The following is a 24,942-nucleotide window of genomic DNA, read 5'->3' as shown; positions in this document are numbered from 1 at the left end:
GCCGCCCCGCGAAGCAGCGCCCCGACGGATGTGCCGCGGCACGTCGCAAAGCAACGGGGTCAGGCGAGGAACAGCGGGTCCCCCATGGCGACGGGGGTGCCGGGGGCCGCGACGTCGCCGATGTCTTCGGCGACGGATTCCATGATGACCACGGGGCAGATGGGGTCGTGGCCGGCGGCGCGGATGGCGGCGACGTCGGCGGTGATGAGCACGTCGCCGACTTCCACGCGATCCTTCTTCGCCGCATGGACCATGAAGCCTTCGCCCTTCATGTGCACCGTGTCGATGCCGACGTGGACCAGCACGCCCCGGTTTTCCGGGGTCATGATGACCAGTGCGTGCGGCATGATCCGCATGACCTTGCCGGCCACCGGCGCCGCGACGTCCATGACGCCCTCGGCCGACGGCACGACCGCCAGGCCCGCGCCGACCATGCCGGAGGCGAAGACCTCGTCGGGCACGCCGGCCAGCGACGCGGCCACGCCGTCGATGGGCGAGCAGACCGCGGTCACAGAAGGTCCTCGATGTCCTCCGCGATCAACTCCGCTTCCGGGCCGACCACGACCTGGACGATGTCGCCCGTCGCCACGACCCCCATGGCCCCGGCCCTGGTCAAGCCATCCTTGTCCACCAACGACGGGTCGTTGACCACCGTGCGCAGGCGGGTGATGCAGCCTTCGATTTCGTCGATGTTGCCCGCGCCGCCGAGCCCGGCGACGATGCCGTCGATGTTGATCCTGGACATGGTGTTCCTCCTGGGGTTGCGGCGGACCCTCCCGACGATCGGGTGCGGGGCGGCCATCCGCCGTCCACCATCCGCCGTCCGCGGCCCACGCGGCTTTCGCGCGTCACGGCCCACGGTACCGATCGATCCCCGGAACGTGGGAAATTTGACCAAGTTGTCATGGTTGGTCATTACCAGCGCGGTACACTGACGGGGAGTTCAACTCCGCACGCCCCTCCGGCGCAGGTCAACGGCCGGCGGGCCATGAGTGAAAGGGACGACGATGTCCTCCACCGCCAACACGCCCGGGGGCGAGGCCGCCTCGGCCGGCACCGCCGCAGCGCACCCCGCACCACGCAACGACGCGACGCCGAAGAAGAAGTCGGCCGCGATGAAGAACCTGCAGAAGCTCGGCCGCAGCCTGATGCTGCCCATCGCCGTGCTGCCCGCCGCCGCGCTGCTGCTGCGCCTCGGACAGGCCGACATGCTGGGCCGGTGGGAGGACGTCACGGTCCTCAACTGGCTCGCCGCGATCCTCGCCGCCGGCGGCGGCGCCCTGTTCGACAACCTGCCGCTGCTCTTCGCCGTCGGCGTGGCCATCGGCTGGGCCAAGAAGGCCGACGGCTCCACGGCCCTGGCGGCCGTCGTGGGTTATCTCGTGCTCACCGGCGTGTTCAAGGCGCTGTCGCCGATGGTGCTCGTCGACCAGGTCGACCAGAACGGCGACCAGCTGATGATCAACTACGGCGTCCTCGCCGGCCTGATCATCGGCCTGGTCTCGGCGATCCTGTGGCAGAAGTACCACCGCACGCGCCTGCCGGAGTACCTCGGGTTCTTCAACGGCCGCCGTTTCGTGCCCATCGTCGTCGGTTTCGCCGCAGTGATCATCGCCATCCCGATGGTGCTGGTCTACCCGTGGTTCAACCAGGGCCTGACGTGGTTCGGCGACATGATCTCCGACAACACCGTCGGCGGCGGTTTCATCTACGGCACCGTCAACCGCCTGCTCATCCCCATCGGCCTGCATCACCTGCTCAACTTCGTCCCGTGGTTCATGCTCGGGTCCTTCGAGGGCGACACCGGCGTCGTCCACGGCGACATCGCCCGCTTCCTGGCCGGCGACCCCACCGCCGGCGCGTTCATGACCGGCTTCTTCCCGATCATGATGTTCGCCCTGCCGGCCGCCGCGCTGGCGATGTACCACACGGCCCGGCCGGCCCAGAAGAAGATCACCGGCGGCGCCATGGTGTCGCTGGCGCTGACCGCGTTCCTCACCGGCATCACCGAGCCGCTGGAGTTCGCGTTCATGTTCCTGGCGTGGCCGCTGTACGTGGCGCACGCGGTGCTGACGGGTTCGTCTCTGGCGGTGATGAACCTCATCGGGGCCCGCGACGGCTTCGGCTTCTCCGCCGGCGCCATCGACTTCCTGCTCAACCTCGGCATCGCCGAGAAACCGTGGGCGATCATCGTGGCGGGCCTGATCTATGCGGTGATCTACTATGTGATCTTCCGCTTCATGATCGTCAAGCTCGACCTGAAGACCCCCGGCCGCGACCCCGAGCAGGATCCCGCACCGGAGGCGGGCGCCAAGACGGAAGCGGCGTAGCGCCATGGCTTCGCTTGACGACGGCCACGTCATCGGCCGAGCCATCACCCCGGAGGGCGTGCTGCCGGACGCCTACGTGGCGTGGCGGGGCGGCGTCATCTCCGAGGTGCGCCCGGCGGCCCCGGGTGACCGGTCCCCCGAGCAGGTGCCGGGCGGTGCGCCCGATGATGCGCCCGGGGCCGATCCCCTGATCCTGCCGGGGCTCGTCGACGTCCACGATCACGGGGCGCTCGGCCACGGATTCCCCGGTTCCGACGCGGAGGGGTGCGCCGCCGCGGCCGCCCATCACCGCAGGTGGGGCACCACGACCCTGTTCGCCTCGACCGTGTCGGCGCTGCCGGCGGATCTGGCCCGGCAGGTGGCGGTGCTCGCCGACGTCGCCGACGACGGCCACATCGACGGCATCCATCTCGAGGGGCCGTTCATCAACGCATGCCGCTGCGGTGCCCAGGACCCCCGCGCCATCGTCCCCGGCGATCCCGCCGCCCTGGAGATGCTCCTCGACGCCGGCCGCGGCCACGTCCGCGCGGTCACTCTCGCCCCGGAGACCGACCGCATCGGCGACCTGCTGCGCATCTGCGCCGAACGGGGCCTGGTGGCCTCCTTCGGCCACACCGACGCCGGTTACGACCTCACCGCCCGCACCATCGACGCCGCCAACGCACTGGGCCTGACGGTGACGGCCACCCACTTGTTCAACGCCATGCCGCCCGTCCACCACCGCGAACCCGGTGCCGCCGGGGCACTGCTGGCCGCGTCGGCCCGCGGCGAGGCGATCGTCGAGCTCATCGCCGACGGCGTCCACCTGTCCGACGCCATGGTCGACCTCGTCCGCGCCACCACCGGCGCCGACGGCATCACGCTGGTCTCCGACGCCATGGCCGCCGCCGGCATGCCCGACGGCGACTACGTCCTGGGCACCTTGCCCGTCATCGTCGACGGCGGCGTCGCCCGCCTGAAGGACGGCGGCAACATCGCCGGCGGCACCTCCACCATCTTCGACCAGGTCATGCGCATGCTCCACCGCGGAATCGACCCCGCCGACATCGCGCGCATGGCCTCGGCGACCGGGGCGAAAGCAACGGGGTTCGCCGATCGGGGGGCCGTGGCCGTCGGCAAGCGCGCGGATTTGCTACTTTGCGACGATGCCCCCGAAGGCACCCCGCCCCACCACCACGGAGGGGCCACCACCCCGCCGACCGTGATCGTCGCGGGAGAGCGAAAGGAACGCTGACGTGGAGATCATCATCCTGGACACGCCGGAAGAGGTCGGGCTGCTCGCCGCCGACGTCATGGCGCGCTACGTCGAGCAGGGCGCCACCCTCGGCCTGGCCACCGGATCGACTCCCGTCGGCGCGTACCGCGAACTGGTGCGCCGCCACAAGGAGGAGGGCCTGTCCTTCGCGAATTGCCGCGCGTTCCTGCTCGACGAGTACATCGGCCTCGGGCCCGACCACCCGCAGAGCTACCACGCCACCATCCGCCGCGAGCTGACCGACCACATCGACATCGAAGACGCCCTGGTCCAGTCCCCCAACGGGCTCGACCCGCGGCACGCCCACGACTACGACCGCGCCATCACCGCCGCCGGCGGCATCGACGTCCAGTTGCTCGGCGTCGGCACCGACGGGCACATCGGGTTCAACGAGCCCGGCAGTTCGCTGGCGTCCGGCACCCGCGTGAAGACCCTCCACCCGCGCACCATCCAGGACAACGCCCGGTTCTTCGACTCCATCGACGACGTCCCCCATCACGTGGTGACCCAGGGCCTGGCCACCATCGGTCGCGCACGGCACCTGCTGCTGCTGGCGACGGGCATAGTCAAGGCCGAGGCCGTCGAGGCGCTGTGCGAGGGGCCCGTGTCCGCGCTGTGCCCGGCGTCGGTGCTGCAGTACCACCCGCACGCCACCGTCATCGTCGACCAGCAGGCGGCATCGCAGCTGGAAAACGCCGAGTACTACCGCTACGCCTTCCAGTGCAAGCCGGAGTGGCAGGAGATTTAGCGGCCATGCCCCGGTAGGTGCGGGCGCCGCCGGCCGGGACGCCGCGCGACCACGCGGCGCGGCACCGCCATGAGGGGCGGGGCGGGCCTAGATGGCCAGACGGCCGGTCAGGGCGCGCGACAGCGTCAGCTCGTCGACGTACTCCAGGTCGCCGCCCAACGGCATGCCCGACGCCAGGCGCGTGACAGCCAGCCCGGGGAAGTCCCGCAACAGGCGGGCCAGGTACGTCGACGTCGCCTCACCTTCGGTGTTGGGGTCCGTCGCGATGATCACCTCGGTGATCTCCGGCGGCGGCACGTTGCCGTCCGCGTCGATGACCCCGCTCGGCGAATCGTCGCCCGGGCCGAATCCCGGGGGCGCCGGGACGTCGGCAAGCACCCCGCCGATGCGCTGCAGGAGCGTGCGGATGTTGAGCTCGTTGGGCCCGATGCCGCCCAGCGGGTCCAGCGCCCCGCCGAGGACGTGGTAGCGGCCCTCGAACTCGCCGGTGCGCTCGATGGCCTGGATGTCGCGGGCTTCCTCGACGACGCAGATCAGACCGCGATCGCGGCGGGTGTCGGCGCAGTACCGGCACACCTCGTCGGCGGAGATGTTCCCGCAGACGCGGCAGAAGTGCACGCCGTCGCGCACCCGCGCCAGCGCCGACTGGAGGCGGTCGACGTCCTCCGGGTCCACCTTGAGCAGGTGGAAGGCGATGCGTTGCGCGCTTTTCGGCCCGATGCCGGGCAGGCGCGCGAACTCATCGATGAGATCTTGAAGAGGTCCTTCGAACAATTCGGGGCGCCGGTCCTAGAAACCGAGGCCGGAGGGGCCGTCGCCAAGCGCGCCGAAGCCCTGCGACAGCGGGCCCATCTTCTCTTCGGCCAGCGCCTGCACCTTGTGGGTGGCGTCGCCGAAGGCACCCAGGATCAGGTCCTGCAGGCCGTCGACGTCCTCGGGGTCGACGACCTTCGGGTCCAGCTCGATGTCGACGACCTCGCCGGAACCGCGCATGGTGACCTTGACCAGGCCATTGCCGGCCTCGCCGACGACGGAGGCGGCGACGATCTCGGCCTGCGCGGCTTCGAGCTGCGCCTGCATCTGCTGGGCCTGGGCGAGGATGGCGTTCATGTCGGGCTGGCTCATGGCATGTCCTTTTGGGTTGGTGTCGTGGGCGCCCGCAGTGTGGGGCCGACCGTACGGTGACGGCCGCCGCGTTCCCGCGGGGGTCGCCGCCGATTGTAGCGGCGCCCCCGGATGACCCCGCCCAGGCGCGAGGGGTTTTCGAACGCGTTCGCGCTGGGCGAATGGTGCCGGACGGAAACCCCGGCTTACAGCGGTTTCGCGCCGAGCTCCTTGGCCAGCAGTTCCATCACGACTTCCTTTTGATCACGGTGGTCCAGCTGGCCCGGCGTCAGCGCGGCGTCGAGCAGTTCCCGCTCGTCGTCGTCGAGGCCATCGTCCGGAGCCGAGTCGGCCGGAGCCTGCGCAGACTGCGGGGATTGCGGTGACTGCGGAGCCTGCTGCGACGTCGGAGCTGCCGAAGCCTGCGGAGTCTGCTGCCCCGGCGCCACCTGCTGTGGAGCCTGCGAATGCTCGGCCGGCTGGGACGGCTGACGCCCCTGCGCCCCCTGACCTCCTTGCGCAGGTTGCGCAGGTTGCGAACCGTAGCCGCCGTAGCCGCCGTCGTCCGGGTACCCGCCGTAGTCGGGTTCCGGGGGCGGAGGCACGTCGTCGTAGGGCTCGGGCGGCGGCGGGATGTCGTCGTGACGGCGCCGGCGCACGCCCTGCGTTCCCGCGGCGGGCGGCGGCGGGACGTACTTGCGCTTGCCGGCGTCCTCCGACTGGGATTGTGCCTGCGTGACGACGGTGTTCCGCGCATTGGCCAATCCGGAGGTGGCACCGGCCGCACCATTTCCGGCCGCACCTTCCCGGCCACCGGCAGCGGACGGCGAACCGGCGTCGGCGGCGCTTCCTGCTCCGGGCGCACCAGCCGCCCCGTTGCCCGCCGCGGCATTCTGCGCAGCCTCCATCGCCCGACGGCGCTCCTCGAGGATGCGTCGGTAAGCGGGAACGGGCTTGCCGGAATCGGCGGGCGGAGCCTGAGGCGGAACCGACTGCTTCGAATCCCCGCCCGCGGACCGTTCCGCGTCCTCGCGGGCCTGCTGCTGCGCGTCCTCGCGCTGTTCGACGCGGCGTTCCGCCTCTTCTTTCGGCATCTCCGTGATCGGGGCCTCTGCATCGGGGGCCGAGTGACCTCCGGCCATCCCCGCAGGTAAAACGTCGTCGTCGGCCGGCCCAATTGTTGGCCGCGACTGACCATCTGCGTTGTCTGACTTTTCCGCAGTCGGTTTCGCGTCCTCCGAACCCTCGGCGGCGGGCGCCTGATGTTGGCGGGGTCGCGCGCCGGAACGATCGGCACCGCCGCGCGGCGACGTACCCACGACGCATCGCACCTCGACCTCGATGCCCTGCACCCGCTGGACCGCCGCGCCGAGCGCCGCCGCATTGGCGGGATCGTTGAGCCGGTTGGCCAGCGCACCGGTGTGGTGTCCGATGGTCAGCACGCCGGCTTCCAACGAAATCGGCACCGCCTGCGCCGCCATGACTCGCACGGGGATGTTCGACTCGCCGGCGTACTCGACGACCTGCTGCCATCCGCTGCGAAGCTCACCGAGAACATCGCTTCCCGACGCCTCCGTCTCCGGCTCGTCCGCCTCTGCGGCGGGCTGCGGCGCAGGCTGTTCTGCCTGTGGCTGCGACGTCTGAGACGGCGGCGTCTGCCCCGTCTGTTCCTGCTGCGCCTGCTGCTCCGGGCGTTCGACGGGCACGGCACCGTCTTCACCCTCGGCGGCCCGGGTCGCGGCCTCGCGCTCCTTGGCGATGCGCTCGCGCTCCGCCCGCTCATGCTCCCGAGCCTGCTCCTGCATGCGTCGGGAGATCTCGCGCATCTCGCGCGCCTTGCGGGCCTGCTCCTCCTGGTCGGAGACCTCGGGCGCACCGGACTGCTGCCCGGTCTCCGGCTGAGGCGGCTGCTGAGACTGCTGCGGTGCCGGCGTCGGCTCCGCGGGCTGCGTCGGCTGCGGCACCGATGGCTGGGCGGGCTGCTGAGACTGCTGCGGTGCCGGGGTCGGCTCCGCGGGCTGCGTCGGCTGCGCAGGCTGTGCCGGTTGCTGCTGCGGCTTCGGCTGCCGTGCAAGGCGGGCACGCTGCAACGGAGACAGGTTCGCGTCATCGGGAATGTTCGCCGCCGGAGCCGACTGCCGCGGCGCAGCAGTCAGCGCTTGACCAGCCGGCGACTGTCCGGCAGGGGGCTGTCCGGGCTGCTGCGTGGACTGCGTCGGACGCGCCGCCGCACCGGCGCCGCCGGCCGCAGCACCTCCACCAGCGACCACACCGCCACGCTCCAACGCCTCGATGCGCTGGATCAACGACTCGACCGACTGCTCAGAGGCCGGCAGCAGCATCCGCGCGCACAGCACCTCGAGCAACAACCGCGGCGACGTCGCACCCGACATGTCCGGCAGCCCGCGCTGCAGCACGTCGGCGAAACGCGTCAACGTCCCGGTGGGCACCGCCGTCGCCTGCTCGCGCATCGCGTCCACGCGATCCTCCGGGGCATCGACCAGCCCCTCCTCCATCGCATTGGGCACCGCGGCGATGACCAGCAAGTCACGCACGCGCCCCAGCAGATCCTCGGCGAACCGCTTCGGGTCCTGCCCCGACCGCACCACGCGGTCCACGCACCCGAACAGCGCCGCACGATCGGTCTCGGCCAGCGCGCGCATCGCGTCATCGAGCAGGCTCTGGTCGGTCACGCCGAGCAGCCCCGCGGCGAGGTCGTACGACACGCCCTCCGGGCCCGCACCGGCGAGCAGCTGGTCCATCACGGACAGCGAGTCACGCGGCGAACCACCGCCCGCGCGCACCACCAGCGGATACACGTCGTCGGCGACCGGCACGTGCTCCTCGCCGACGATGCGCTCCAACAGCCCGCGCATCAGATTCGGCGGCAACAACCGGAACGGATAGTGGTGCGTGCGCGACCGGATGGTGGTCAGCACCTTCTCCGGCTCCGTGGTCGCGAAAATGAAAATGAGGTGCTCCGGCGGCTCCTCCACGATCTTCAGCAGCGCATTGAAGCCCTGCGGCGTGACCATGTGCGCCTCGTCGATGACGAAGATGCGGTACCGCGACTCCGCCGGCGCGTACATCGCCTTGTCGCGCAGATCGCGCATGTCGTCGACGCTGTTGTGCGACGCCGCGTCGAGCTCCACCACGTCGAGGTTGCCCGGGCCACCCGGCCCCAGCGCCATGCACGACGCGCACTTTCCGCACGGCGTCGCCGTCGGCCCCTCCACGCAGTTGAGGCTGCGCGCCAAAATGCGCGCCGACGACGTCTTGCCGCAACCGCGCGGCCCCGAGAACAGGTACGCATGGTTGATTCGGTCCGGGGCCCCGTCCGCGCCACGCGATTCCAGGGCCGCGGACAGGGGGTCGGTCACGTGCCGCTGCCCCACGACCTCGGCAAACGTCGCTGGACGATACTTCCTGTACAGAGCCACGCGCCCAGCCTACCGGCCCCGCCGGATCACCGACCGGCCGCGTTCGAACAACTCCGGCTGCTTTACGACGCCCACCGGGACCCCATTCACCGTCCCAACCAAAAAGGGGCGGGAGAACTCAGGCCACGACGGATGCGCGGCGCAGATCCCGCAGATCCGCATCGGCCGCGGCGAGCATCTGCATCAGCGAGTCGACGCCGCGCTCGTTGGCGTGGGCGTACTCGGCGTCGGTGATCGGCACCAGCTGGGTCACCGTGGTCAACCGGGCGCCACCGGTGACGGCGTCGGGGAAACCGGCGGTGCCCTCGTCCTCGTGCAGGGAAATCTTGCCCGGCTCCTCGGTGATGGTCGGCACCCCGTCCGGCCACACGTAGGGCACCACGCACAGCAGATGCGGCGTCGTCGAACCCGAGGCGGCGAAGCCCGATTCAGCTTCCTCGGCCTCCTGGCCGGCGGTGGAGCCCTGCCCCGCGTTCGGCTCGGAATCCTGCCCCGCGTCCAGCCCCACGCGCACCGCATCGGGGATGACGGAACCCGGCGTCGGGCGCGCGGCCTCCGGATCATCGGCGATCAACGCGGCGGCACCCGCGACGGCCCGGGCGACGACGGAATCTTCGGTCGCCGCCGCCTCCGCGCCGTCACCGACGCCCACCGAATCCGGGTACGCCACCAGGAACATCTCCACGCGGACATCCCCGCCGTCCGGGGCGCGCAGCCCCAGATCGACCCGCCCGAAATTCACGGTGAATGCGGCGATCTCGCGGCGCGGACCATCGATCTCCGCGGCGGCCGGTGCACCGTCGAAGGCCCCGGCCGAACCATCGGCGACGTCGGGAATGGCGTCGGGGTCGCTCGAGGCGTCGTAAAGCGAAAACTCGGCGACCTTCACCGGAATGCCCGGCCGCGACCTGCGGCGCCGACGACCCGGCAACCACGCCTGACGCACGCCGATGCGCACCGCCCCCGGAAAGAGGCGGCGCGCCCAAAAAGCGGTCTCGCGCAGATCCACGGATCTCCCGCTAGCGCGTCGAGAACTGCTCGGCCGCGGCCAGCAGCACGCACGTGGCAACGCCGTCCATCGCCGCCTCGAGCTCCTCGATCGGCGGCAGCGACGGCGCCAGGCGGATGTTGCGGTCGTTCGGGTCATCCTTCAGCGGGAACGACGAGCCCGAACCCGTCAGCGCGATGCCGGCTTCCTTGGCCAGCTCGATCACGCGGCGCGCCGTGCCGTCGACGACGTCGAGCGAAATGAAGTAGCCTCCCTTCGGGGTCGTCCACTCCGCAACGCCGTACTCGCCCAGGCGCTTCTCCAGCAGCTCCAGCACCCGATCGAACTTCGGCGCCAGCGACTCCTTGTGGCGCAGCATCTGCGCGCGCACGCCATCGGCGTCGCCGAAGAACTTCAGGTGCGCCAGCTGGTTGACCTTGTTCGGGCCGATGCCGCGGATCGACGCGTGGGACACGTAGTCGGCGATGTTGGCCTCCGACGACGCGAAGAACGCCACGCCCGCGCCCGCGAACGTGATCTTCGACGTCGACGCGAACTCCCACACGCGGTTGCCGTGGCCGGCCTCCTCGGCCCACGCGACGACGGGGTGGTTCACCGGGAACTCGTCGGTCAACGTGTGCACCATGTACGCGTTGTCCCAGACGATGCGGAAATCCGGGGCGGCGGTCGGCATCTCCACCAGGCGGCGGCACACCTCCTCCGAGTACGTCACGCCCGTTGGGTTGGAGAACACCGGCACGTTCCACATGCCCTTGATCTGCGGGTCCGCCGCGACCAGGCGCTCGACCATGTCCATGTCCGGGCCGTCCTCGTTCAGCGGCACGGGGATCATCTCGAAGCCGAAGTGCTCCGTGATGGAGAAGTGGCGGTCGTAGCCCGGCACCGGGCACAGCCACTTGAGCACCGGCTCCTCGTTCCACGGGCGCTCCGAATCGACGGTGCCGAACTGCATCGCCCAGCTGATCAGGTCGAACTGGATGTTCAGGCTCGACGCGTCGCCCGCGATGACGTTGTCCACCGGCAGGCCCAGCAGACCGGCCCACAGCTCGCGGATCTCCGCGATGCCCTTGAGGTTGCCGTAATTGCGGGTGTCCTCGCCGCCATCGGTCTTGTAATCCGGGGCGGGCAGACCCAGCAGCGGATTGGCGAAGTCGAGCTGCGCCGCCGACGGCTTGCCGCGGGTCAGATCGAGCTTCAGGCCCTTGGCCTTCAGATCCGCGTACTCCTTCGCGAAATCATCCTTGAGCTGCGCGAGCTCGTGGGAATCGTACGCATCCAGCTTCATGGCAGGCATCCTTCGCAGTCGACGGCGCGATCGGGCCGCCCGGGATGACGGCCACCGTGGATCGGCGCAGTTGTCACCGGAAAGGATAGAGCACATCGGCGTTCGCGCGCGACGGCGCGGCCGCGCGGGGACCGGGCACGGGGCGGGCCGGGGCGTCGCAAAGCAAAAGCGGGCCGGCGACGAGCCGGCCCGCAAGATATAAGGGGACCCCACGCACCCGCCAGAGCCCGCTGACCCTTGCTGCATTCCTGCCCTGGGGGAGTTCACGAGATGGACGCCGCGTGGGGTCCGGAACACACCTTAACCCAGCCGGGGCGACCGACGCCAACCCCGCGGGCACCATGGACGAAGAGCCTGCGCATAATGCCAATCGCGTAATTTTCAGGGCGCCGGCGGCGACCGCCGGACATATTGACAGGGCCGGAGCCTGAGCAGAAACTAAGAAACTATGAACTCCCGTTTCTTGCGCCCCATGCGCCTCGCCAACCTCTTCCGTAACTCGTTGAAGGCGACGAAGGCGCCCGCCATCGCCCTCACCGCCGCAGCGGCCTGCGCGGCGGGCATGGTCGCGGTCGCCCCGACGGCGGCGGCCCAGCCGGGCGGCAAGGACCTCGTCGTCTTCGGCGACTCCTTCACCGCCAACCCGACGCTGCCGCCCAACCACATCATCGCCGGCACCGGCCCCACCAGCGGCTCGCGCGTGCCGGTGCCCGGCGCCGGCGGATGCCCGCAGGACGCGGAAAACTGGTCGCGCGTGACTGCGGGGATCCTCCGCGTGTCCATGGCGGACTACTCGTGCAACGGCCTGGGCCGCGTTCCGCGCACAGACCTGATCAACACCGTCGTCGACGCCACGAACAAGGGCGACCTCGGCCCGACCACCCGCAAGGTCGTGCTCATGTACGGCGGCCTCGACGTGCTGCAGTGGGTCGACACCGGCACGCACGTCCTCGGCGTCGCCGGCAGCCTGCCCAGCGGTTACCAGGCGACCATCACCGACGCCCGCGACCGCATCCGCGCCGCCGCCCCCAACGCCGAGATCGTCATGGCCGGCTACCCGGAGCTCGGCGACGGCGACAACCTCTGCGTCATCAACGTCACGCCGAACACACCCGCGCCGATCACCGTGCCGGGCGCCGGCGGCATCGAGATGGCCCTGCAGGCCAGCATCCGCACCGCCGCCAACGTCAATGGCCTGCGCTTCATCGACATGAAGGCGCTCACCCGCGGCCACGGCACCTGCGCTGCGCCCGATTCGCAGCGCTACGTCTCCGGCATCTTCGACACCACCAGCGACCACAACATGAAGCTCCACCCGACGCTGGAGGGTTCGCGCGCCATGGGCCGCATCATGGCCGACCAGCTGCGCTGACCCGCGGCTTGGCCACGGCGGGGCCACGGCAGGGCCACGGCGGGGCCGGTCCTTCACTAGATTCGGTGGGGATCGCCCCGCCACGTCGAAGGGAGGCGCAATGACGGCCCCCGGCCATGATCCAGAGCCCGTCGGCGCTGCCGACGCTCCGGGCGCTCCGGGCCCCGCATCGGGTGCGACCCGCGTCCCCCGCCGCGTGGGCATTCCCAAGTGGTGGGACGAGCACCAGGTCGCGCTGTATTTCGCGGCGATCGCGGTCGGCGCGGCGGTCGGTTTGGGCGCCGAGGCCGCCGGCTGGGCCGGATTGCCCGCCGTACTGGCGTGGTGGGTCACCCCGACCCTGGCGCTGTTGCTGTTCGCCACGTTCCTGTCCGTGCCGATGATCCGCGTCGGCCTGGCCTTCCGCGACATCCGCTTCGGGGCGGCGATCGTGGGCGTGAATTTCTTCGTCATCCCGTGGATCGTCTTCGTGCTGTCCCGGTTCGTGGTCGATGACCGGGGCCTGCTCATCGGCGTGCTGTTGGTGCTTCTCGCGCCGTGCATCGATTACGTCATCCCGTTCACGGGCCTGGCCGGCGGCGCCCGTGCGCGTTTGCTCGCGGCGACGCCGCTGCTGCTGGCCCTGCAGATGGTGTTCCTGCCGGTGTATCTGCTCATGTTCGTCGGGCCGGGCCGCCTTTTCGCCGGCGAGGCGCTGGATGGCTTCCTCGACCCCGGCCCGTTCATCGCCGCGTTCGCGTTCCTGATCGTGGTGCCGCTCGCCGCGGCAGCGGTCGTGCAGGCGGTCAGTGGTCGCGCGGATTCGCTTGACGACGCCCCGACCCTCCCCGCAACCGCCCCTCAGCGGGCGGCGCGCGGCGTGGAGCGCGTCATGGCGGCCGCGATGGTGCCCTTGCTGATGGCGACGTTGGCACTGGTCATCGCTTCCCAGATCGCCGAAGTCGGTTCCGAGTTCGGACGGCTCGCCCGCCTGGTGCCCATCTACGCGGTGTTCGTGCCGCTGGCCCTGCTGTTCGGCGTGCTCACGGCCCGCCTGGCGCGCCTCGACGTCCCGGCCACCCGGGCCGTGGGCTTTTCGGCGGTGACGCGCAATTCGCTGGTGGTGCTGCCGTTGGCGCTGGCTCTTCCGGAAGGGCTGGAAATCGCCGCGCTGGCCGTCGTCACGCAGACGATGGTGGAACTGGTGGCGATGGTGATCCTGGTGAAGCTGGTGCCCAGGCTCATCGGCGAGCGCGCCACCGCCGACTAACGACGGCGGCCGAATGGGGATCGGCCGAGCCAAGAGCGGCTGAGACGCGACCGAATCGCGGTACGGACATGCGAAAACCCCCTGGTCAGAAGACCAGGGGGTTCTCTTTGGCGGAGGATAGGGGATTTGAACCCCTGAGGGATTGCTCCCAACTCGCGTTCCAGGCGAGCGCCATAGGCCGCTAGGCGAATCCTCCGCGTCGAAGATTACCCAAGGGGTCCAGTTTCCACAAAATCCCTGGTCACCCCGGCGGGACCTTCAACGCCTGCGCCCGGCGCGCTACTTGGCCAGGCGGCGGATGGCGTCGGAGGCTTCCTCGAGTTTCACGTCGAGCTCGTCGCCGCCGTCCTGCGCGGCGGACACCACGCAGTGGCGCAGGTGATCGTCGAGCAACGCCAGCGACACCGACTTCAGCGCGGAATTCAGCGCGGAGATCTGGGTGAGGATGTCGATGCAGTACTTCTCGTCGTCGATCATCCGCTGCACGCCGCGGACCTGGCCCTCGATGCGCTTGAGTCGCGCGAGGTAGCGCTTCTTGTCGCTGATGTAACCGTGGTGCGAGCAACCGCAGGATCCGTCGGCGCACCCGCCGGCGTCACCGGCACCGGCCAGGATCGCCGCCTCGGCGGGGCTCTCCCCGGCGGCGGTCGAAGCGTGGCCGCCTCCGCAGCAGGACACGGCTTCCTCGGCGGGGCTGATCCCGACCTCGGTCAAGGGCAGCTCATGGCGGACATCGCCACCGTCGAGGTCCTGGAGATCGTTGCGCATTTACGCCACCGCCTTCGCATTGTCGGAACGGTCGGAATTGTCGGAACGGTCGGAATGGTCAGTGCGGCCCGCCGAGTCGTTGACGCCGGCGGCCTTGCTGCGGAATCCCTTCAGCCGGAGGCTGTTGGACACCACGAACACCGACGAGAACGCCATCGCCGCGCCGGCCAGCATCGGGTTGAGCAGCCCCAGCGCGGCCAGCGGGATCGCCGCCACGTTGTAGGCGAACGCCCAGAACAGGTTGCCCTTGATGGTGCCCAGCGTCCGCCGGGCCAAACGCACCGCATCGACGGCGGCCATCAGATCGCCGCGCACCAGGGTGATGTCGGCGGCCTCGATGGCGGCGTCGGTGCCCGTGCCCATGGCCAGACCCAGGTCGGCCTGCGCCAGCGCGGCGGCATCGTTGACGCCGTCGCCGACCATGGCCACGACCCGGCCCTCCGCCTGCAGCGCCTTGACCACGTCGACCTTGTCGGCCGGCATGACCTCGGCTCGGACATCGTCGATGCCGACTTCATCCGCGACATGCTTTGCGACGACCGCGTTGTCGCCCGTCAGCAGCACCGGTTCCAAACCGAGCGCCCGCAGTTCGGCGATCGCCGCCGCCGAGGTCGGCTTCACCTGGTCCGAGACGACCAGCACGCCACGCGCCCGGCCATCCCAGGCGACCGTCACGGCGGTGCGGCCCGCGTTGACGGCGTCGTCGAAACGGCCGGCGAGGTCGTCCGGCAGCTCACCGAGATTGCGGCCGACCGTCACCTCGACGCCGTCGACGCTCGCCCGGACGCCCTGGCCCGGGAGATTGACGAAGTCGCCGACCGCCGGCAGTTCACCGACGTCCGCCTTCGCACCGTCCGCGATGGCGCGGGCGATGGGATGCTCCGACGCCGATTCGACGGCCCCGGCCCGGCGCAGCAGCTCGTCCCGGTCGACGCCCTCGCCGGCCCAGACCTCCGCCAGCGCCATGTCACCGCTGGTGACGGTGCCGGTCTTGTCCAGCACCACGGTGTCGATGCGCCGCGTGGACTCCAGGACCTCGGGGCCCTTGAGCAGCACGCCCATCTGCGCGCCGCGGCCGGTGCCCACCAGCAGCGCCGTCGGCGTCGCCAGGCCCAGCGCACACGGGCACGCGATGATCAGCACGGCCACCGCCGCGGTGAACGCCGCCGACACGGGGAAGCCCGCGCCGAGCCAGCCGCCCAGGGTCGCCACGGCGATGGCGATGACGATGGGCACGAACACGCCGGAAATTCGATCCGCCAGACGCTGGACCTCGGCCTTGCCGGACTGCGCGTCCTCGACCATCTTCGCCATCTGCGCCAGCTGCGTGTCGGAACCGACGCGGGTGGCCTCGATGACCAGCCGGCCCGACGCGTTGACCGTCGCACCGGTGACCTCGTCCCCCGGCACGACCTCCACGGGCACGGACTCGCCGGTCAGCATCGATTCGTCGACCGCCGACTTGCCGTCGACCACCAGGCCGTCGGTGGCGATCTTCTCGCCGGGCCGCACCACGAAGCGGTCCCCGACCTTCAACTGCGACGCCGGAACCAGCTGCTCGGTGCCGTCGGAAAGCAGACGCACGTCCTTGGCACCCAGGTCGAGCATGGCCCGCAGGGCGGCGCCGGCGCGGCGCTTGGACCGCTTCTCGAAGTACCGCCCGCCCAGCACGAACATGATCACGCCCGCCGCAACTTCGAGGTAGATGTTGGCGGCGCCATCGGTCGGCGCGACGGACAACGTGAACTCGTGCTTGAGCCCCGGCGTGCCCGCGGTGCCCAGGAACAGGGCGTAGAGCGACCACAAGAATGCCGACAGGGTGCCCACGGTGATCAGCGTGTCCATGGTCGCCTCACCGTGGCGCAGGTTCTTCCACGTCGCGCGGTGGAACGGCCACCCGGCCCACACCACCACCGGCGCGGTCAGCGTGAGCACCAGCCACTGCCAGTTGGTGAACTGCAGCGCCGGGAACATGGAAATGGCGATGACCGGCACGGACAGCGCCACGGAGCCGATCACCCGGTTGCGCAGGGCCTCCAGCTCGCGGTCGGCGGGCGTGTCCGCGTCCTCGCTCGACGACGCCCCGGCGCCCGCACCGTCCTCCGCCTTCGGCTTCGGCAGCGTGGCCCCGTAACCGGCGGCGTCGACGGTGTCGAGCAGCAGCTGCGGGTCGTAGCCATCCGGCGCCGTGACATGGGCGCGTTCCGTGGCGTAGTTGACCGACGCGGTGACGCCATCGAGCTTGTTGAGCTTGCGCTCGATGCGGTTGGCGCACGACGCGCAGGTCATGCCCGTGATGTCGAGGTCGACCTCGAGACCCGGGACGGCGAACCCCTGCGCCGGCGCGGAGGAGTTCTTCTCCCCGGAAGCGCCGGACGAGGCGGTGGCCCGGTCGCGGGTGTCGGCGGGTGTCGACATGATCATTCCTTCTTTCCTGTGAATCAGTGCCCGTGGACGTTCGTCGACGCGGAATCCATCCACGCCTGCACCACCCCGTCGGGGACGAAGATCCCCGCGAGGAAGTACGCCGCGACGAACACCACGGCGAGGATCAGCGCATATGCGCCGAGCCGGACGGCGGGGTTCACGCGCCCGCCGGGCGAGCCTCGTACCCGGCCTCCTCGACCGCGGCGATGACCTTGGCCTGGTCGATGGACTCGTCGGACACCACGGTCATCGCGTCGTTCGCGCGATCGACCTCGACGGCGGTGACGCCGGGAACCTCCGAGACCTCCTCCTTGACGGATGCCTCGCAGTGGCCGCAGGTCATGCCGGTGACGGTGTAGTTCGTCTTGATGCTCATGGTGATGCTCCTCGTCGTCGGCCGCGGATCCGCGGCCATGTGGTCGATGGCCGCCGGTCGACGGCCCTCTCGCTGCTTGCACCGCCGACGTTATACCCATAGGGGGTATGACGCAAGGCGTTTTCCAGCACCACCCCCATACCCACCCGGGGTATGTGCCGCTTTGCGACGTTCCCGCCGCGCAACGAGGGTGCCGACACCGTCGCAAAGCCCGGGTTTTTGCTTGTGAACTGCACTTTTGAATGTCATTATCTCCGGTTTGGCTGAAATTGGGATTAATTTTCAACAACTCCGCGGAAATCGGGAACTTTACGACCGACACCCCGTTGTAATCACTGAAATCCACCGCCCGACCGGACCGCCGGCGCCACCTCCGGCTCGGCGCCCGCCGTCTTCGGCGCCGGCGTCTCCGGGGCCCTCGACGCAGGCATGACCGCCGACGGCGACGGGGCCGGTGACGGCGCCGAGGCGGCCGCCAACTGGGTCACGCAGTCCAGCAAGCTCATCCAGAACGCCCTCAACCTGGTCACCGACGGCAAGTTCATCGGCCTGCTGACCATCATGTTCGGCATCGGCCTGCCCATCGATTGGTACCTGCGCCTGTCCGACCATGGCTTCGCCGGCACGACCCGCTACATCACCTCGGCGATGGTCGCCTTCGGCGTCCTGGCGCTGGTCGCCGAGTTCTACGTCCGCCGCGCCCGCCGCGCCGACGCCGGCGACATCCCCGCCGACAAGGTCGTCGGCCCCGTCGGCCGCGCCCTGTCCCTGGTCGGCCGCATGGCGCTGACCTGTTACATCGGCCAGAACCTGATCGCGTCGATCATCTTCTACCAGTGGGGCTTCGGCGTCGCCGACATGATCGCCGGCCAGTGGTACACCTACTGGACGCTGCTGATCTACCTCGGCATCGCCGCCCTGCTGATCGCGTTCTCCGCGCTGTGGCTGCGCCGCTTCCCCCGCGGCCCCGTCGAGCTGGTGTGGCACTGGTCCTACGAGGCCATCTGCGCCGCGCTGGACCGCCGGAAGGAAAAGAAGGTGGCGAAGGCCGCGGCGAAGAATGCCGCCGCCGGCGAGACGAACAGCGCAGCCGCCGCCACTGGCTCCGCTTCTCCCTCCGCGACCTAGCGGAACGCCACCTCGCCCACCGGCCGGCGGAGTTTGCGGGAATGCAACTCCGCCGGGTTGGAGGACATCGCCTCGCAGGCCCGCACCGCCGTCATCAGATGCTCGACCTTCGACGCCTGGTAAAACGCCCGCGCGGCCTTCGGCAGCTTCGGCTGGTCGTGCAGCGGCATGTCGGACACGCTCAGCAACGCCCCATACGGCACGCGGAAGCGATACCCGTTGGCGGCGATGGTCGCCGACTCCATCTCCACGCCGATGGCCGTTGATTTCTGCAGCTCACGGTAAATGTCCGACTGCGCCCGCCACTCCCAGTTGCGGTCCGACGTCGACAGCACCGTGCCCGTGCGCAACCGCTTGCGCAGCTCGTCGCCGTCGAGCCCGGACACGCGCCGCAGCGCCGCCGTCACCGCCATCTGCACCTCGGCGATCGGCGGGATCGGCTTCTCCAGCGGCACCAGGTCATCCAGCACCCCGTCGGAGCGGTCGTAGCCGTTGGCCAGGATCATGTCGCCGATCCGCATCCGCCCGTCCAGGCCCGCGCAGTGGCCGACCATCATCCAGCAATGCGGCCGCAGCACCGCCAGACAATCGGTGATGGTCTTCGCGTTCGAGGGACCGACGCCGATGTCGATGATGGTCACTCCCAGCCCGTCCTCCCGCACCAGGTGGTACGCGGGCATCTGCGCCGACGACGCATGCGCGCGGCACTCCGCCGGCCCCGGCACCTCGCCGATGGGGAAGGACACGTCGCCCGGGCAAATCAGATGCGTGTACGGGCTTTGCGACGTCCCGCCGCCCGCCACCGAGTCCTCGTCCACCTCGGTGCCTGCGTCCGGGCCCGCGGCCTCGATGAAAGCCGGCCCATCGAAGTCGGCGGCGGACGCGGGGGGCACCGTGCCGTCGTCAAGCGAATCCGCCAATGACGCCGCGTATTCCAGGAACACGTCCGTGTGCAGCTGGTAATTGGTGAACAGCACGAAACGCTGAATGTGCTCCGCGCTGGACCCCGTGTAATGCTCCAGGCGCTGCAGCGCGAGATCGACGCGCGGCGCCGCGAAAAGACTCAGCGGCTTGATCGGCAGCGACAGGAAATCGGCCTCGCCATCGGCGATGACGTCGTCGACGAACGCCGAATCCACCGGCGTGAAACCCCGGTCGATCACCGCCAAATCGATCGCGTCCAGGCCCTCGACCGGCGGCGCGTCGTCGAACGTCGGCGTCAGGCGCAGCGGGATCGGCGTATCCGACACCCGGACCTCGATCTCGCCGCCGTGGCTGGCTAGCAAATCCCCGATCTGCTCGCGCAGATAACGCGCGAACAGGCGCGGCCGCGCAATGGCCGTCGCGTACGTGCCCGCGCGATCGACGAAACCGTGCGACAGCGCCGCATCGACGCCCTCCACCACATCCACCGTGAACCGCAGCTCCGGGTAGCAGGCCGTCACCGGCGCCGGGGCCTCCCCGCCGGCAGCCCGGTCACCGCAGGCGTCGGCGTAGCAATCGACCAGGTAGGAGGTGTTGGCGTCGTAGATCTCGATCAGCCGGTCGACTGCCGCAGCCGGGTCATCGTAGAATTCGCCGTCGCCCGTGGTGGTGGCGAAAGGGGCGCTCATCGGGGGTCCTCCATCGTCGGGTCCGTTGTCGGGTCCGTTGTCTGGTCCGTTGTCTGGCCCATTGTCGGGTCCATCAGCAGGGCGGCCATCGTGCCGCCGAGTTCCAGCAGCTTTTCGTTCGTCGCGTCGTCGGGTTCGCCGACGAACTCCACCGGCTCCGCCGCGATCTCCCAGCCGAAACCGGTGGTCAGCGAGCGAATGGCCTTCGCCGCGCCGGCGACGTCGTAACCGCCGCGGATCCACCACGACACCGGGCGCCCCTTGGGCACGTCGCCGGCCTCCGCGGCCGCGTTGTACTCGGCGAACGTCGAGTCGAAGAAATGCTTCAGCGCGCCGGAGATGTAGCCGAAGTTCGCCGACGTCCCCAGCAGGTACGCGTCGGCGGCCAGCACGTCGGCGGCCGCGGCGTCGAGGGCCTCGACCACGCGGACGTTGACGCCCTCGATCTCGGGGTGGCGGGCGCCGTCCAGCGCGGCGTCGCGCACGGCCCGGAGCAGCGGCGTCGGCGAATGGTGCACGACCAGTAGCGTCGGCCGGGAATCGTTCGTGGGGTTCATGGCCCCAGGCTAGCGACGGCGCGGACCACCCGCAGCGCACGACAGTGCCGAAACGGCGCCGCCATCGGCCCGCTCCATGGCTAACCCACCCCGAATGGTGTAACCCACCCGTTACAGCGGGTGGGTTACACCATTCGGGGTGGGTTACGCACGGCGAGCTGGGCGGGCATGCGGAAAACGGCGGGGCGGGCACGGCGGGTGCAGCGGCGGGCGCGACCGGTCAGCGGAAAACGACCTGCTCGCGGGGGATGGCCATCAGGTCGAACACCTCGGGCAGGTCGGCGATGCGATCCACATCGCTCAAATCCATGCCCATCAGCCCTTCGGCGACGGCGTCTTCGCCACCCGCGCCACCGCCGGCACGCAGCGAATCCAGGATCCACCGCTGGGCCTCCCCGGCCGAGATGTCGCGCAGCGTCACGTCGCCGTCGCGCTTGGCCAGCCGCCGCCCCTCGCCGTTGACCACCAGCGGGACGTGCGCGTACGTCGGTTCCGGTGCCCCCAGCAGGTGCGCCAGATACGCCTGGCGCGGCGCGGAACTCAGCAGGTCATCGCCGCGGACGATCTCGGTGACGCCCTGGTCCGCGTCATCGACGACGACGGCCAGGTTGTACGCCCACATCCCGTCGGCGCGCCGCAGCACCATGTCATCGACCGCATCGACGATCGTGCCGTGCAGCGCGTCCTCGGCCCGCCATTCGCGCACGTCGGCGCGCAATCTCAGCGACGGCCCCCGCCCGGACGCCGCGAGCTCCGCCGTCTTCTCGGCCCGCGCCGCCTCCGACAGGTCGCGGCAGGTCCCCGGGTACGCGCCGGGTGCGCCGTGCGGTGCCCCGCCCATTTCCGCCAACTCCCGCTGGATGTCCTTGCGGGAGCAGAAGCAGGGGAAGGTCGGCAAACGGCGCAATGCGTCGTCGTAAAGCGAATCGCGCTCGGACTGGCGCACGGGCTCGCCGTCCCAGTCCAGGCCGATGGCCGCGAGGTCGGCGAGTTGCTGCTCCTCGAATTCGGGGCGGGACCGCTGCCGGTCGATGTCCTCCACGCGCACCAGGAACCGCCCGCCGACGGACCGCGCCCGCGCCCACGCGATCGCCGCCGTCCGCAGATTCCCCAGGTGCAGGTGCCCGGTCGGCGACGGCGCGTAGCGGCCGACGTACGCGGGCCCGGCGCCCCGATCAGCTTCGTCCATGTCCCCACACTAAAACGGGTTGGCTTGACGACGCCCACCTCCCCGCGTCCGGCCAGGCGCCGCGGCTGCGCCGCCGATTCACGACCGGGCATCCGGCGGTATCGTTGACACATGAGCAACTACGTCATTTTCCTCGGTTCCCTCCGCAAGGAATCGACCAACCGACAGTTGGCCGAGGCCTTCATCCACCACCTGCCGGAGGGCGACACCGCCGCCGTCTTCGAGCGCCTTCGTGACGTGCCGTTCTACGACCAGGACCTCGACGTCCCCGGCCAGGAGCCGGACGCCGCCCGCGAGCTGCGCGAGGCCGTGCGCGACGCGGATGGCCTGGTCATCATCACCCCGGAGTACAACCACACCGCGCCGGCCGTGATCACCAACGCCATCGACTGGTGCTCCCGCCCGATGGGCTCCGGCGTGCTCATGGGCAAGCCGTCGCTGGTCATGGGCTTCACCCCGGGGCCGCGTGCGCTGGTCGGCGCCACCGCCGTGCTGCGCGAGGCGCTGGAGACCGTGCAGGCCAAGTGCGTCGCCACCGATTACACGTGGGGCGACGCGTACACCCTGCTCGATGGCCGCCACCCGAAGGACGTCGACGAGGTCGTCGGCATCCTGAACAAGGCGCAGGCCGAGCTGGCCAAGCTGGCCGACGCGACGCCGGACCGCGTCGATCCCCGCGCCGGCGGCGGCATCGGGGCGGAGTAGGCCGGACTCCCGGGGCGCCCGCCGCCGGATGTGGCGGGCGACCGGCGGGAAAGTAGACTCTCCCGCCATGACCAACTCCGATTCCCCCGCCCACGGTTCTGGGCCGGGCGCTGCCGCGGCCACCGCGTCCACGCCCACGAACTCCCCCCGCACCGCGACCACCGGCGGCGACGCCGCCGCCAAGCACGGCACCTCCAAGTACGACCCCGCGATCGAATCCGACGCGCCCCGCCACGTTGCGGTGCCGCGCTCGATGTACCCGATCCTCGTGGGCATCTTCACCGGCGTGCTGTTGATCTCGAACATCACCGCCACCAAGGGCGTCGAGTTGTTCGGCCTGGTCACCGACGGTGCGTTTTTCCTTTTCCCGCTGAGCTACATCATCGGCGACGTGCTGTCCGAGGTCTACGGTTTCCGTGCGACCCGCCGCGCCGTGTACACCGGCTTCGCGGTGCTGGCCATCGGCATGGCCAGCTTCTTCATCGCCATCAAGCTGCCGCCCGCCGATTTCTACGAGAATCAGGCCGCGTTCGAAACGGTCCTGGGCACGGTGCCCCAGTTGGTGCTCGCAGGCCTGGCCGGTTACCTGGTCGGGCAGCTGCTCAACGCGTGGTCGCTGACGGCCATCAAGCGCCGCACGGGCGAAAAATCCCTGTGGATGCGCCTTCTCGGCTCCACGGTGGTCGGCCAGTTCGCCGACACCCTCATCTTCTGCTCCATCGCCGCCCCCGCGATCGGCATCTCGACGTGGGGCGACTTCGTCAACTTCGTCGTCGTCGGCTTCCTGTGGAAGACGGGCGTCGAGGTCGTCATCCTGCCGATCACCTACCAGGTCATCGCCTGGGTGAAGAAGCGCGAGGGCTACTACGACCAGCCCGCCGCGCAGTAGCGCGATCCGCGGCCGCTACTTCTTCTTGCCCGCGTAGTAGCGGCCGAGGAACTCGTCGCGGTACTCCTCGAAAGTGCCGTCGATGATCGAGGCGCGGATGTTCTCCACCAGCTTCACCATGAAGTACACGTTGTGGATGGTGCACAGCGTGCCGGCCAGGAACTCCTTCGCCTTGAGCAGGTGGTGAATGTACGCCCGCGAGTAATTCAGCGTCGTGTACGACTCCACCTCCGGGTCGATCGGCCCGAAGTCGGTCTTGAACCGCGCGTTCGTCAGCGTGATCTTGCCGTCGAGGGTGTACACGCCGCCACGGCGCGCCAGCCGCGTCGGGGCCACGCAGTCGAAGGTGTCGGCGCCGGCGGCGACGGCCGCGAAAATGTCGTCCGGCTCGGAAATGCCCAGCAGGTGGCGCGGCCGGTCGTCGGGCAGCTCATCGGTGACCCAGCGGCAGATCTCGCCCAGGCGCTGCTTTTCCAGCGCGCCGCCGATGCCGTAGCCGGCGAATCCCCGCTTCCCGGCGGCTTCGGCGGCGTCGGAAAGCTCGACCAGGCCCCGCGCGGCGCCGCGCCGCAGGTCCTCGTACTGGGCGCCCTGCACCACGCCGAAGAGCTGCTGGAGCGGGCGCTCGCCCTCGGCGAGATCACCGGCGAGCCCGGGCACCTGGTTGCGCTCGCGGGTCAGGCGATCGTGCTCGTCGAGGCAGCGCTGCGCCCAGCGGTGCGTCCGCTCGACGGAGGATTCCTGGTATTCGCGGGTGTTCATCAGCGTGGTCAGCTCGTCGAACGCGAAGATGATGTCCGCGCCGAGCTTGTGCTGGATGCCCATGGAAAACTCCGGCGTGAACCGGTGCGAGCTGCCGTCGATGTGGCTGCGGAAGGTCACGCCCTCCTCGTCGACGAACGCGTTGCGTTCCTTGCCGGGGGCGAGGATGTCGTCGTTTTGCAGGCCGGTGACGTCCATGGCCAGGGTTTTGCGAAAGCCCACGCCCAGGCTCATGACCTGGAACCCGCCGGAGTCGGTGAACGTCGGTCCGTTCCAGTTCTCGAACCGCGTCAGACCGCCCGCCGCCTCCACGATGTCGGGGCCCGGCTGCAGGTACAGGTGGTACGCGTTCGACAGCACCGCCTGCGCGCCGGTGTCCCGGATCTGCTCGGGCGTCAGCGTCTTCACCGTCGCCTTCGTGCCCACCGGGATGAACGCCGGCGTCTGCACGTCCCCGTGCGGGGTGCGGATGATTCCGGCTCGCCCCGGCTCACCGTCCATCTGCTTGACGACGCTGAAGTTGCCCTGGTCCGCCGTTGAATCCGTCACTGGGTGGGTCTCCTGGAAATGTGGTGGCCCGGCCGGGTTGTCCGGTCGGGCGTGGGTGGTGGGGCGCGGCCCGGGTCCGGCCCGGCCGCGCCCCGGCCGTGGAAGTGGTGGGGGTGGAAGTGCAGGGGGTCGAGGTTAGTCGGCCCCGTCCGTTTCGTCGTAGTCGCGCGGGTCCCACAGGGCGCGG

At 70.0% G+C, this 24,942-nt stretch carries 23 protein-coding genes, 1 tRNA gene and 1 other RNA gene; 8 read left to right on the top strand and 17 right to left on the bottom strand.

Annotation, left to right across the window (positions count from 1 at the left end; translation table 11 throughout):
• Positions 1-59: 59 nt before the first annotated feature.
• On the bottom strand, positions 60-512 hold the full coding sequence (locus CX1_RS07720) for a PTS sugar transporter subunit IIA (RefSeq protein WP_046650065.1): 453 nt from the start codon (positions 510-512) through the stop codon (positions 60-62).
• Entirely contained in the window at positions 509-745 is a 237-nt protein-coding gene (locus CX1_RS07715; protein WP_046650105.1) for a PTS sugar transporter subunit IIB, read from the bottom strand. Before CX1_RS07715 ends, CX1_RS07720 begins: the two co-directional genes overlap by 4 nt.
• Positions 746-1,115: 370 nt before the next feature.
• On the opposite strand from CX1_RS07715, the gene CX1_RS07710 reads away from it, so the two are divergent.
• Genes CX1_RS07710 through nagB form a run of 3 tightly spaced genes read left to right on the top strand, consistent with a single transcriptional unit; the run spans position 1,116 to position 4,333 of the window.
• On the top strand, positions 1,116-2,330 hold the full coding sequence (locus CX1_RS07710; protein WP_046650103.1) for a PTS transporter subunit EIIC: 1,215 nt from the start codon (positions 1,116-1,118) through the stop codon (positions 2,328-2,330).
• A 4-nt stretch (positions 2,331-2,334) separates the two neighbouring features.
• Positions 2,335-3,564, top strand: a complete 1,230-nt coding sequence (locus tag CX1_RS07705) for an N-acetylglucosamine-6-phosphate deacetylase (protein ID WP_082719225.1) — start codon at positions 2,335-2,337, stop codon at positions 3,562-3,564.
• A 1-nt stretch (position 3,565) separates the two neighbouring features.
• Complete coding sequence (nagB, locus tag CX1_RS07700) at positions 3,566-4,333, top strand: glucosamine-6-phosphate deaminase (protein ID WP_060925493.1); 768 nt, start codon at positions 3,566-3,568, stop codon at positions 4,331-4,333.
• 87 nt (positions 4,334-4,420) lie between these two features.
• Here the strand turns inward: nagB and recR are convergent, their stop codons facing one another.
• The 6 genes from recR to ffs all read right to left on the bottom strand — a co-directional run bounded on the left by recR (position 4,421) and on the right by ffs (position 11,465).
• Positions 4,421-5,107 carry a recombination mediator RecR gene (recR, locus tag CX1_RS07695; RefSeq protein WP_046650064.1) on the bottom strand — a complete coding sequence of 229 codons (687 nt, stop codon included), beginning with the start codon at positions 5,105-5,107 and terminating at the stop codon, positions 4,421-4,423.
• A 15-nt stretch (positions 5,108-5,122) separates the two neighbouring features.
• Entirely contained in the window at positions 5,123-5,458 is a 336-nt protein-coding gene (locus CX1_RS07690) for a YbaB/EbfC family nucleoid-associated protein (protein ID WP_046650063.1), read from the bottom strand.
• Positions 5,459-5,643: 185 nt separating this feature from the next.
• Complete coding sequence (locus CX1_RS07685; protein WP_255217649.1) at positions 5,644-8,877, bottom strand: DNA polymerase III subunit gamma and tau; 3,234 nt, start codon at positions 8,875-8,877, stop codon at positions 5,644-5,646.
• 118 nt (positions 8,878-8,995) lie between these two features.
• A complete protein-coding gene (locus tag CX1_RS07680; RefSeq protein WP_046650061.1) occupies positions 8,996-9,886 on the bottom strand; it encodes a suppressor of fused domain protein in 891 nt (296 codons plus the stop codon).
• Positions 9,887-9,896: 10 nt separating this feature from the next.
• Entirely contained in the window at positions 9,897-11,171 is a 1,275-nt protein-coding gene (locus CX1_RS07675; RefSeq protein ID WP_046650060.1) for an aspartate aminotransferase type Ic, read from the bottom strand.
• 197 nt (positions 11,172-11,368) lie between these two features.
• Positions 11,369-11,465, bottom strand: an RNA gene (ffs, locus tag CX1_RS07670) — signal recognition particle sRNA small type.
• A 154-nt stretch (positions 11,466-11,619) separates the two neighbouring features.
• Here ffs and CX1_RS07665 point away from each other — a divergent pair.
• Both CX1_RS07665 and CX1_RS07660 read left to right on the top strand, forming a co-directional pair.
• Positions 11,620-12,543, top strand: a complete 924-nt coding sequence (locus CX1_RS07665) for a GDSL-type esterase/lipase family protein (protein WP_052753131.1) — start codon at positions 11,620-11,622, stop codon at positions 12,541-12,543.
• 100 nt (positions 12,544-12,643) lie between these two features.
• The gene (locus CX1_RS07660) at positions 12,644-13,792 is read left to right on the top strand and encodes a hypothetical protein (RefSeq protein WP_082719223.1); all 1,149 of its coding nucleotides are present in this window, start codon (positions 12,644-12,646) and stop codon (positions 13,790-13,792) included.
• A 108-nt stretch (positions 13,793-13,900) separates the two neighbouring features.
• On the opposite strand, the gene CX1_RS07655 is transcribed toward CX1_RS07660, so the two are convergent.
• From CX1_RS07655 to CX1_RS07640, 5 genes are all read right to left on the bottom strand, one after another.
• Positions 13,901-13,988 (bottom strand) — tRNA-Ser (locus tag CX1_RS07655).
• Between the two features lie 83 nt (positions 13,989-14,071).
• Positions 14,072-14,404, bottom strand: a complete 333-nt coding sequence (locus CX1_RS12840) for a metal-sensitive transcriptional regulator (protein WP_046650098.1) — start codon at positions 14,402-14,404, stop codon at positions 14,072-14,074.
• A 156-nt stretch (positions 14,405-14,560) separates the two neighbouring features.
• The gene (locus CX1_RS07645) at positions 14,561-16,849 is read right to left on the bottom strand and encodes a heavy metal translocating P-type ATPase (RefSeq protein WP_046650097.1); all 2,289 of its coding nucleotides are present in this window, start codon (positions 16,847-16,849) and stop codon (positions 14,561-14,563) included.
• Positions 16,850-17,001: 152 nt separating this feature from the next.
• Positions 17,002-17,148, bottom strand: a complete 147-nt coding sequence (locus CX1_RS12435; RefSeq protein ID WP_156425059.1) for a hypothetical protein — start codon at positions 17,146-17,148, stop codon at positions 17,002-17,004.
• Positions 17,145-17,363: a heavy-metal-associated domain-containing protein gene (locus CX1_RS07640; RefSeq protein WP_046650096.1), complete on the bottom strand. Its 219-nt coding sequence runs from the start codon at positions 17,361-17,363 to the stop codon at positions 17,145-17,147. The genes CX1_RS12435 and CX1_RS07640 overlap by 4 nt, the downstream gene beginning before the upstream one ends.
• A gap of 429 nt (positions 17,364-17,792) precedes the next feature.
• On the opposite strand from CX1_RS07640, the gene CX1_RS07635 reads away from it, so the two are divergent.
• Positions 17,793-18,491, top strand: coding sequence for a DUF418 domain-containing protein (locus CX1_RS07635; protein WP_060925490.1), 699 nt, complete (start codon positions 17,793-17,795; stop codon positions 18,489-18,491).
• Here the strand turns inward: CX1_RS07635 and CX1_RS07630 are convergent.
• From CX1_RS07630 to gluQRS, 3 genes are all read right to left on the bottom strand, one after another.
• Entirely contained in the window at positions 18,488-20,104 is a 1,617-nt protein-coding gene (locus CX1_RS07630) for an AMP nucleosidase (RefSeq protein WP_060925489.1), read from the bottom strand. The genes CX1_RS07635 and CX1_RS07630 overlap by 4 nt on opposite strands.
• Complete coding sequence (locus tag CX1_RS07625; protein WP_244465433.1) at positions 20,101-20,661, bottom strand: flavodoxin family protein; 561 nt, start codon at positions 20,659-20,661, stop codon at positions 20,101-20,103. Before CX1_RS07625 ends, CX1_RS07630 begins: the two co-directional genes overlap by 4 nt.
• 220 nt (positions 20,662-20,881) lie before the next feature.
• Complete coding sequence (gene gluQRS / locus CX1_RS07620; protein WP_046650053.1) at positions 20,882-21,850, bottom strand: tRNA glutamyl-Q(34) synthetase GluQRS; 969 nt, start codon at positions 21,848-21,850, stop codon at positions 20,882-20,884.
• 111 nt (positions 21,851-21,961) lie between these two features.
• Here gluQRS and CX1_RS07615 point away from each other — a divergent pair, with 111 nt between their 5' ends.
• Together CX1_RS07615 and CX1_RS07610 are read left to right on the top strand one after the other, a co-directional pair.
• Positions 21,962-22,555, top strand: coding sequence for an NAD(P)H-dependent oxidoreductase (locus CX1_RS07615; RefSeq protein WP_046650052.1), 594 nt, complete (start codon positions 21,962-21,964; stop codon positions 22,553-22,555).
• Positions 22,556-22,622: 67 nt separating this feature from the next.
• Positions 22,623-23,444: a queuosine precursor transporter gene (locus CX1_RS07610; RefSeq protein ID WP_052753130.1), complete on the top strand. Its 822-nt coding sequence runs from the start codon at positions 22,623-22,625 to the stop codon at positions 23,442-23,444.
• A 15-nt stretch (positions 23,445-23,459) separates the two neighbouring features.
• On the opposite strand, the gene tgt is transcribed toward CX1_RS07610, so the two are convergent.
• A complete protein-coding gene (gene tgt, locus CX1_RS07605; protein ID WP_082719221.1) occupies positions 23,460-24,755 on the bottom strand; it encodes a tRNA guanosine(34) transglycosylase Tgt in 1,296 nt (431 codons plus the stop codon).
• Positions 24,756-24,942 lie beyond the last annotated feature (187 nt).

Origin of the sequence: Corynebacterium xerosis NBRC 16721 = ATCC 373 (assembly GCF_001552415.1) — a bacterium.
Lineage (GTDB): Bacteria > Actinomycetota > Actinomycetes > Mycobacteriales > Mycobacteriaceae > Corynebacterium > Corynebacterium xerosis.
This window is presented reverse-complemented; position numbering and strand designations above follow the sequence as displayed.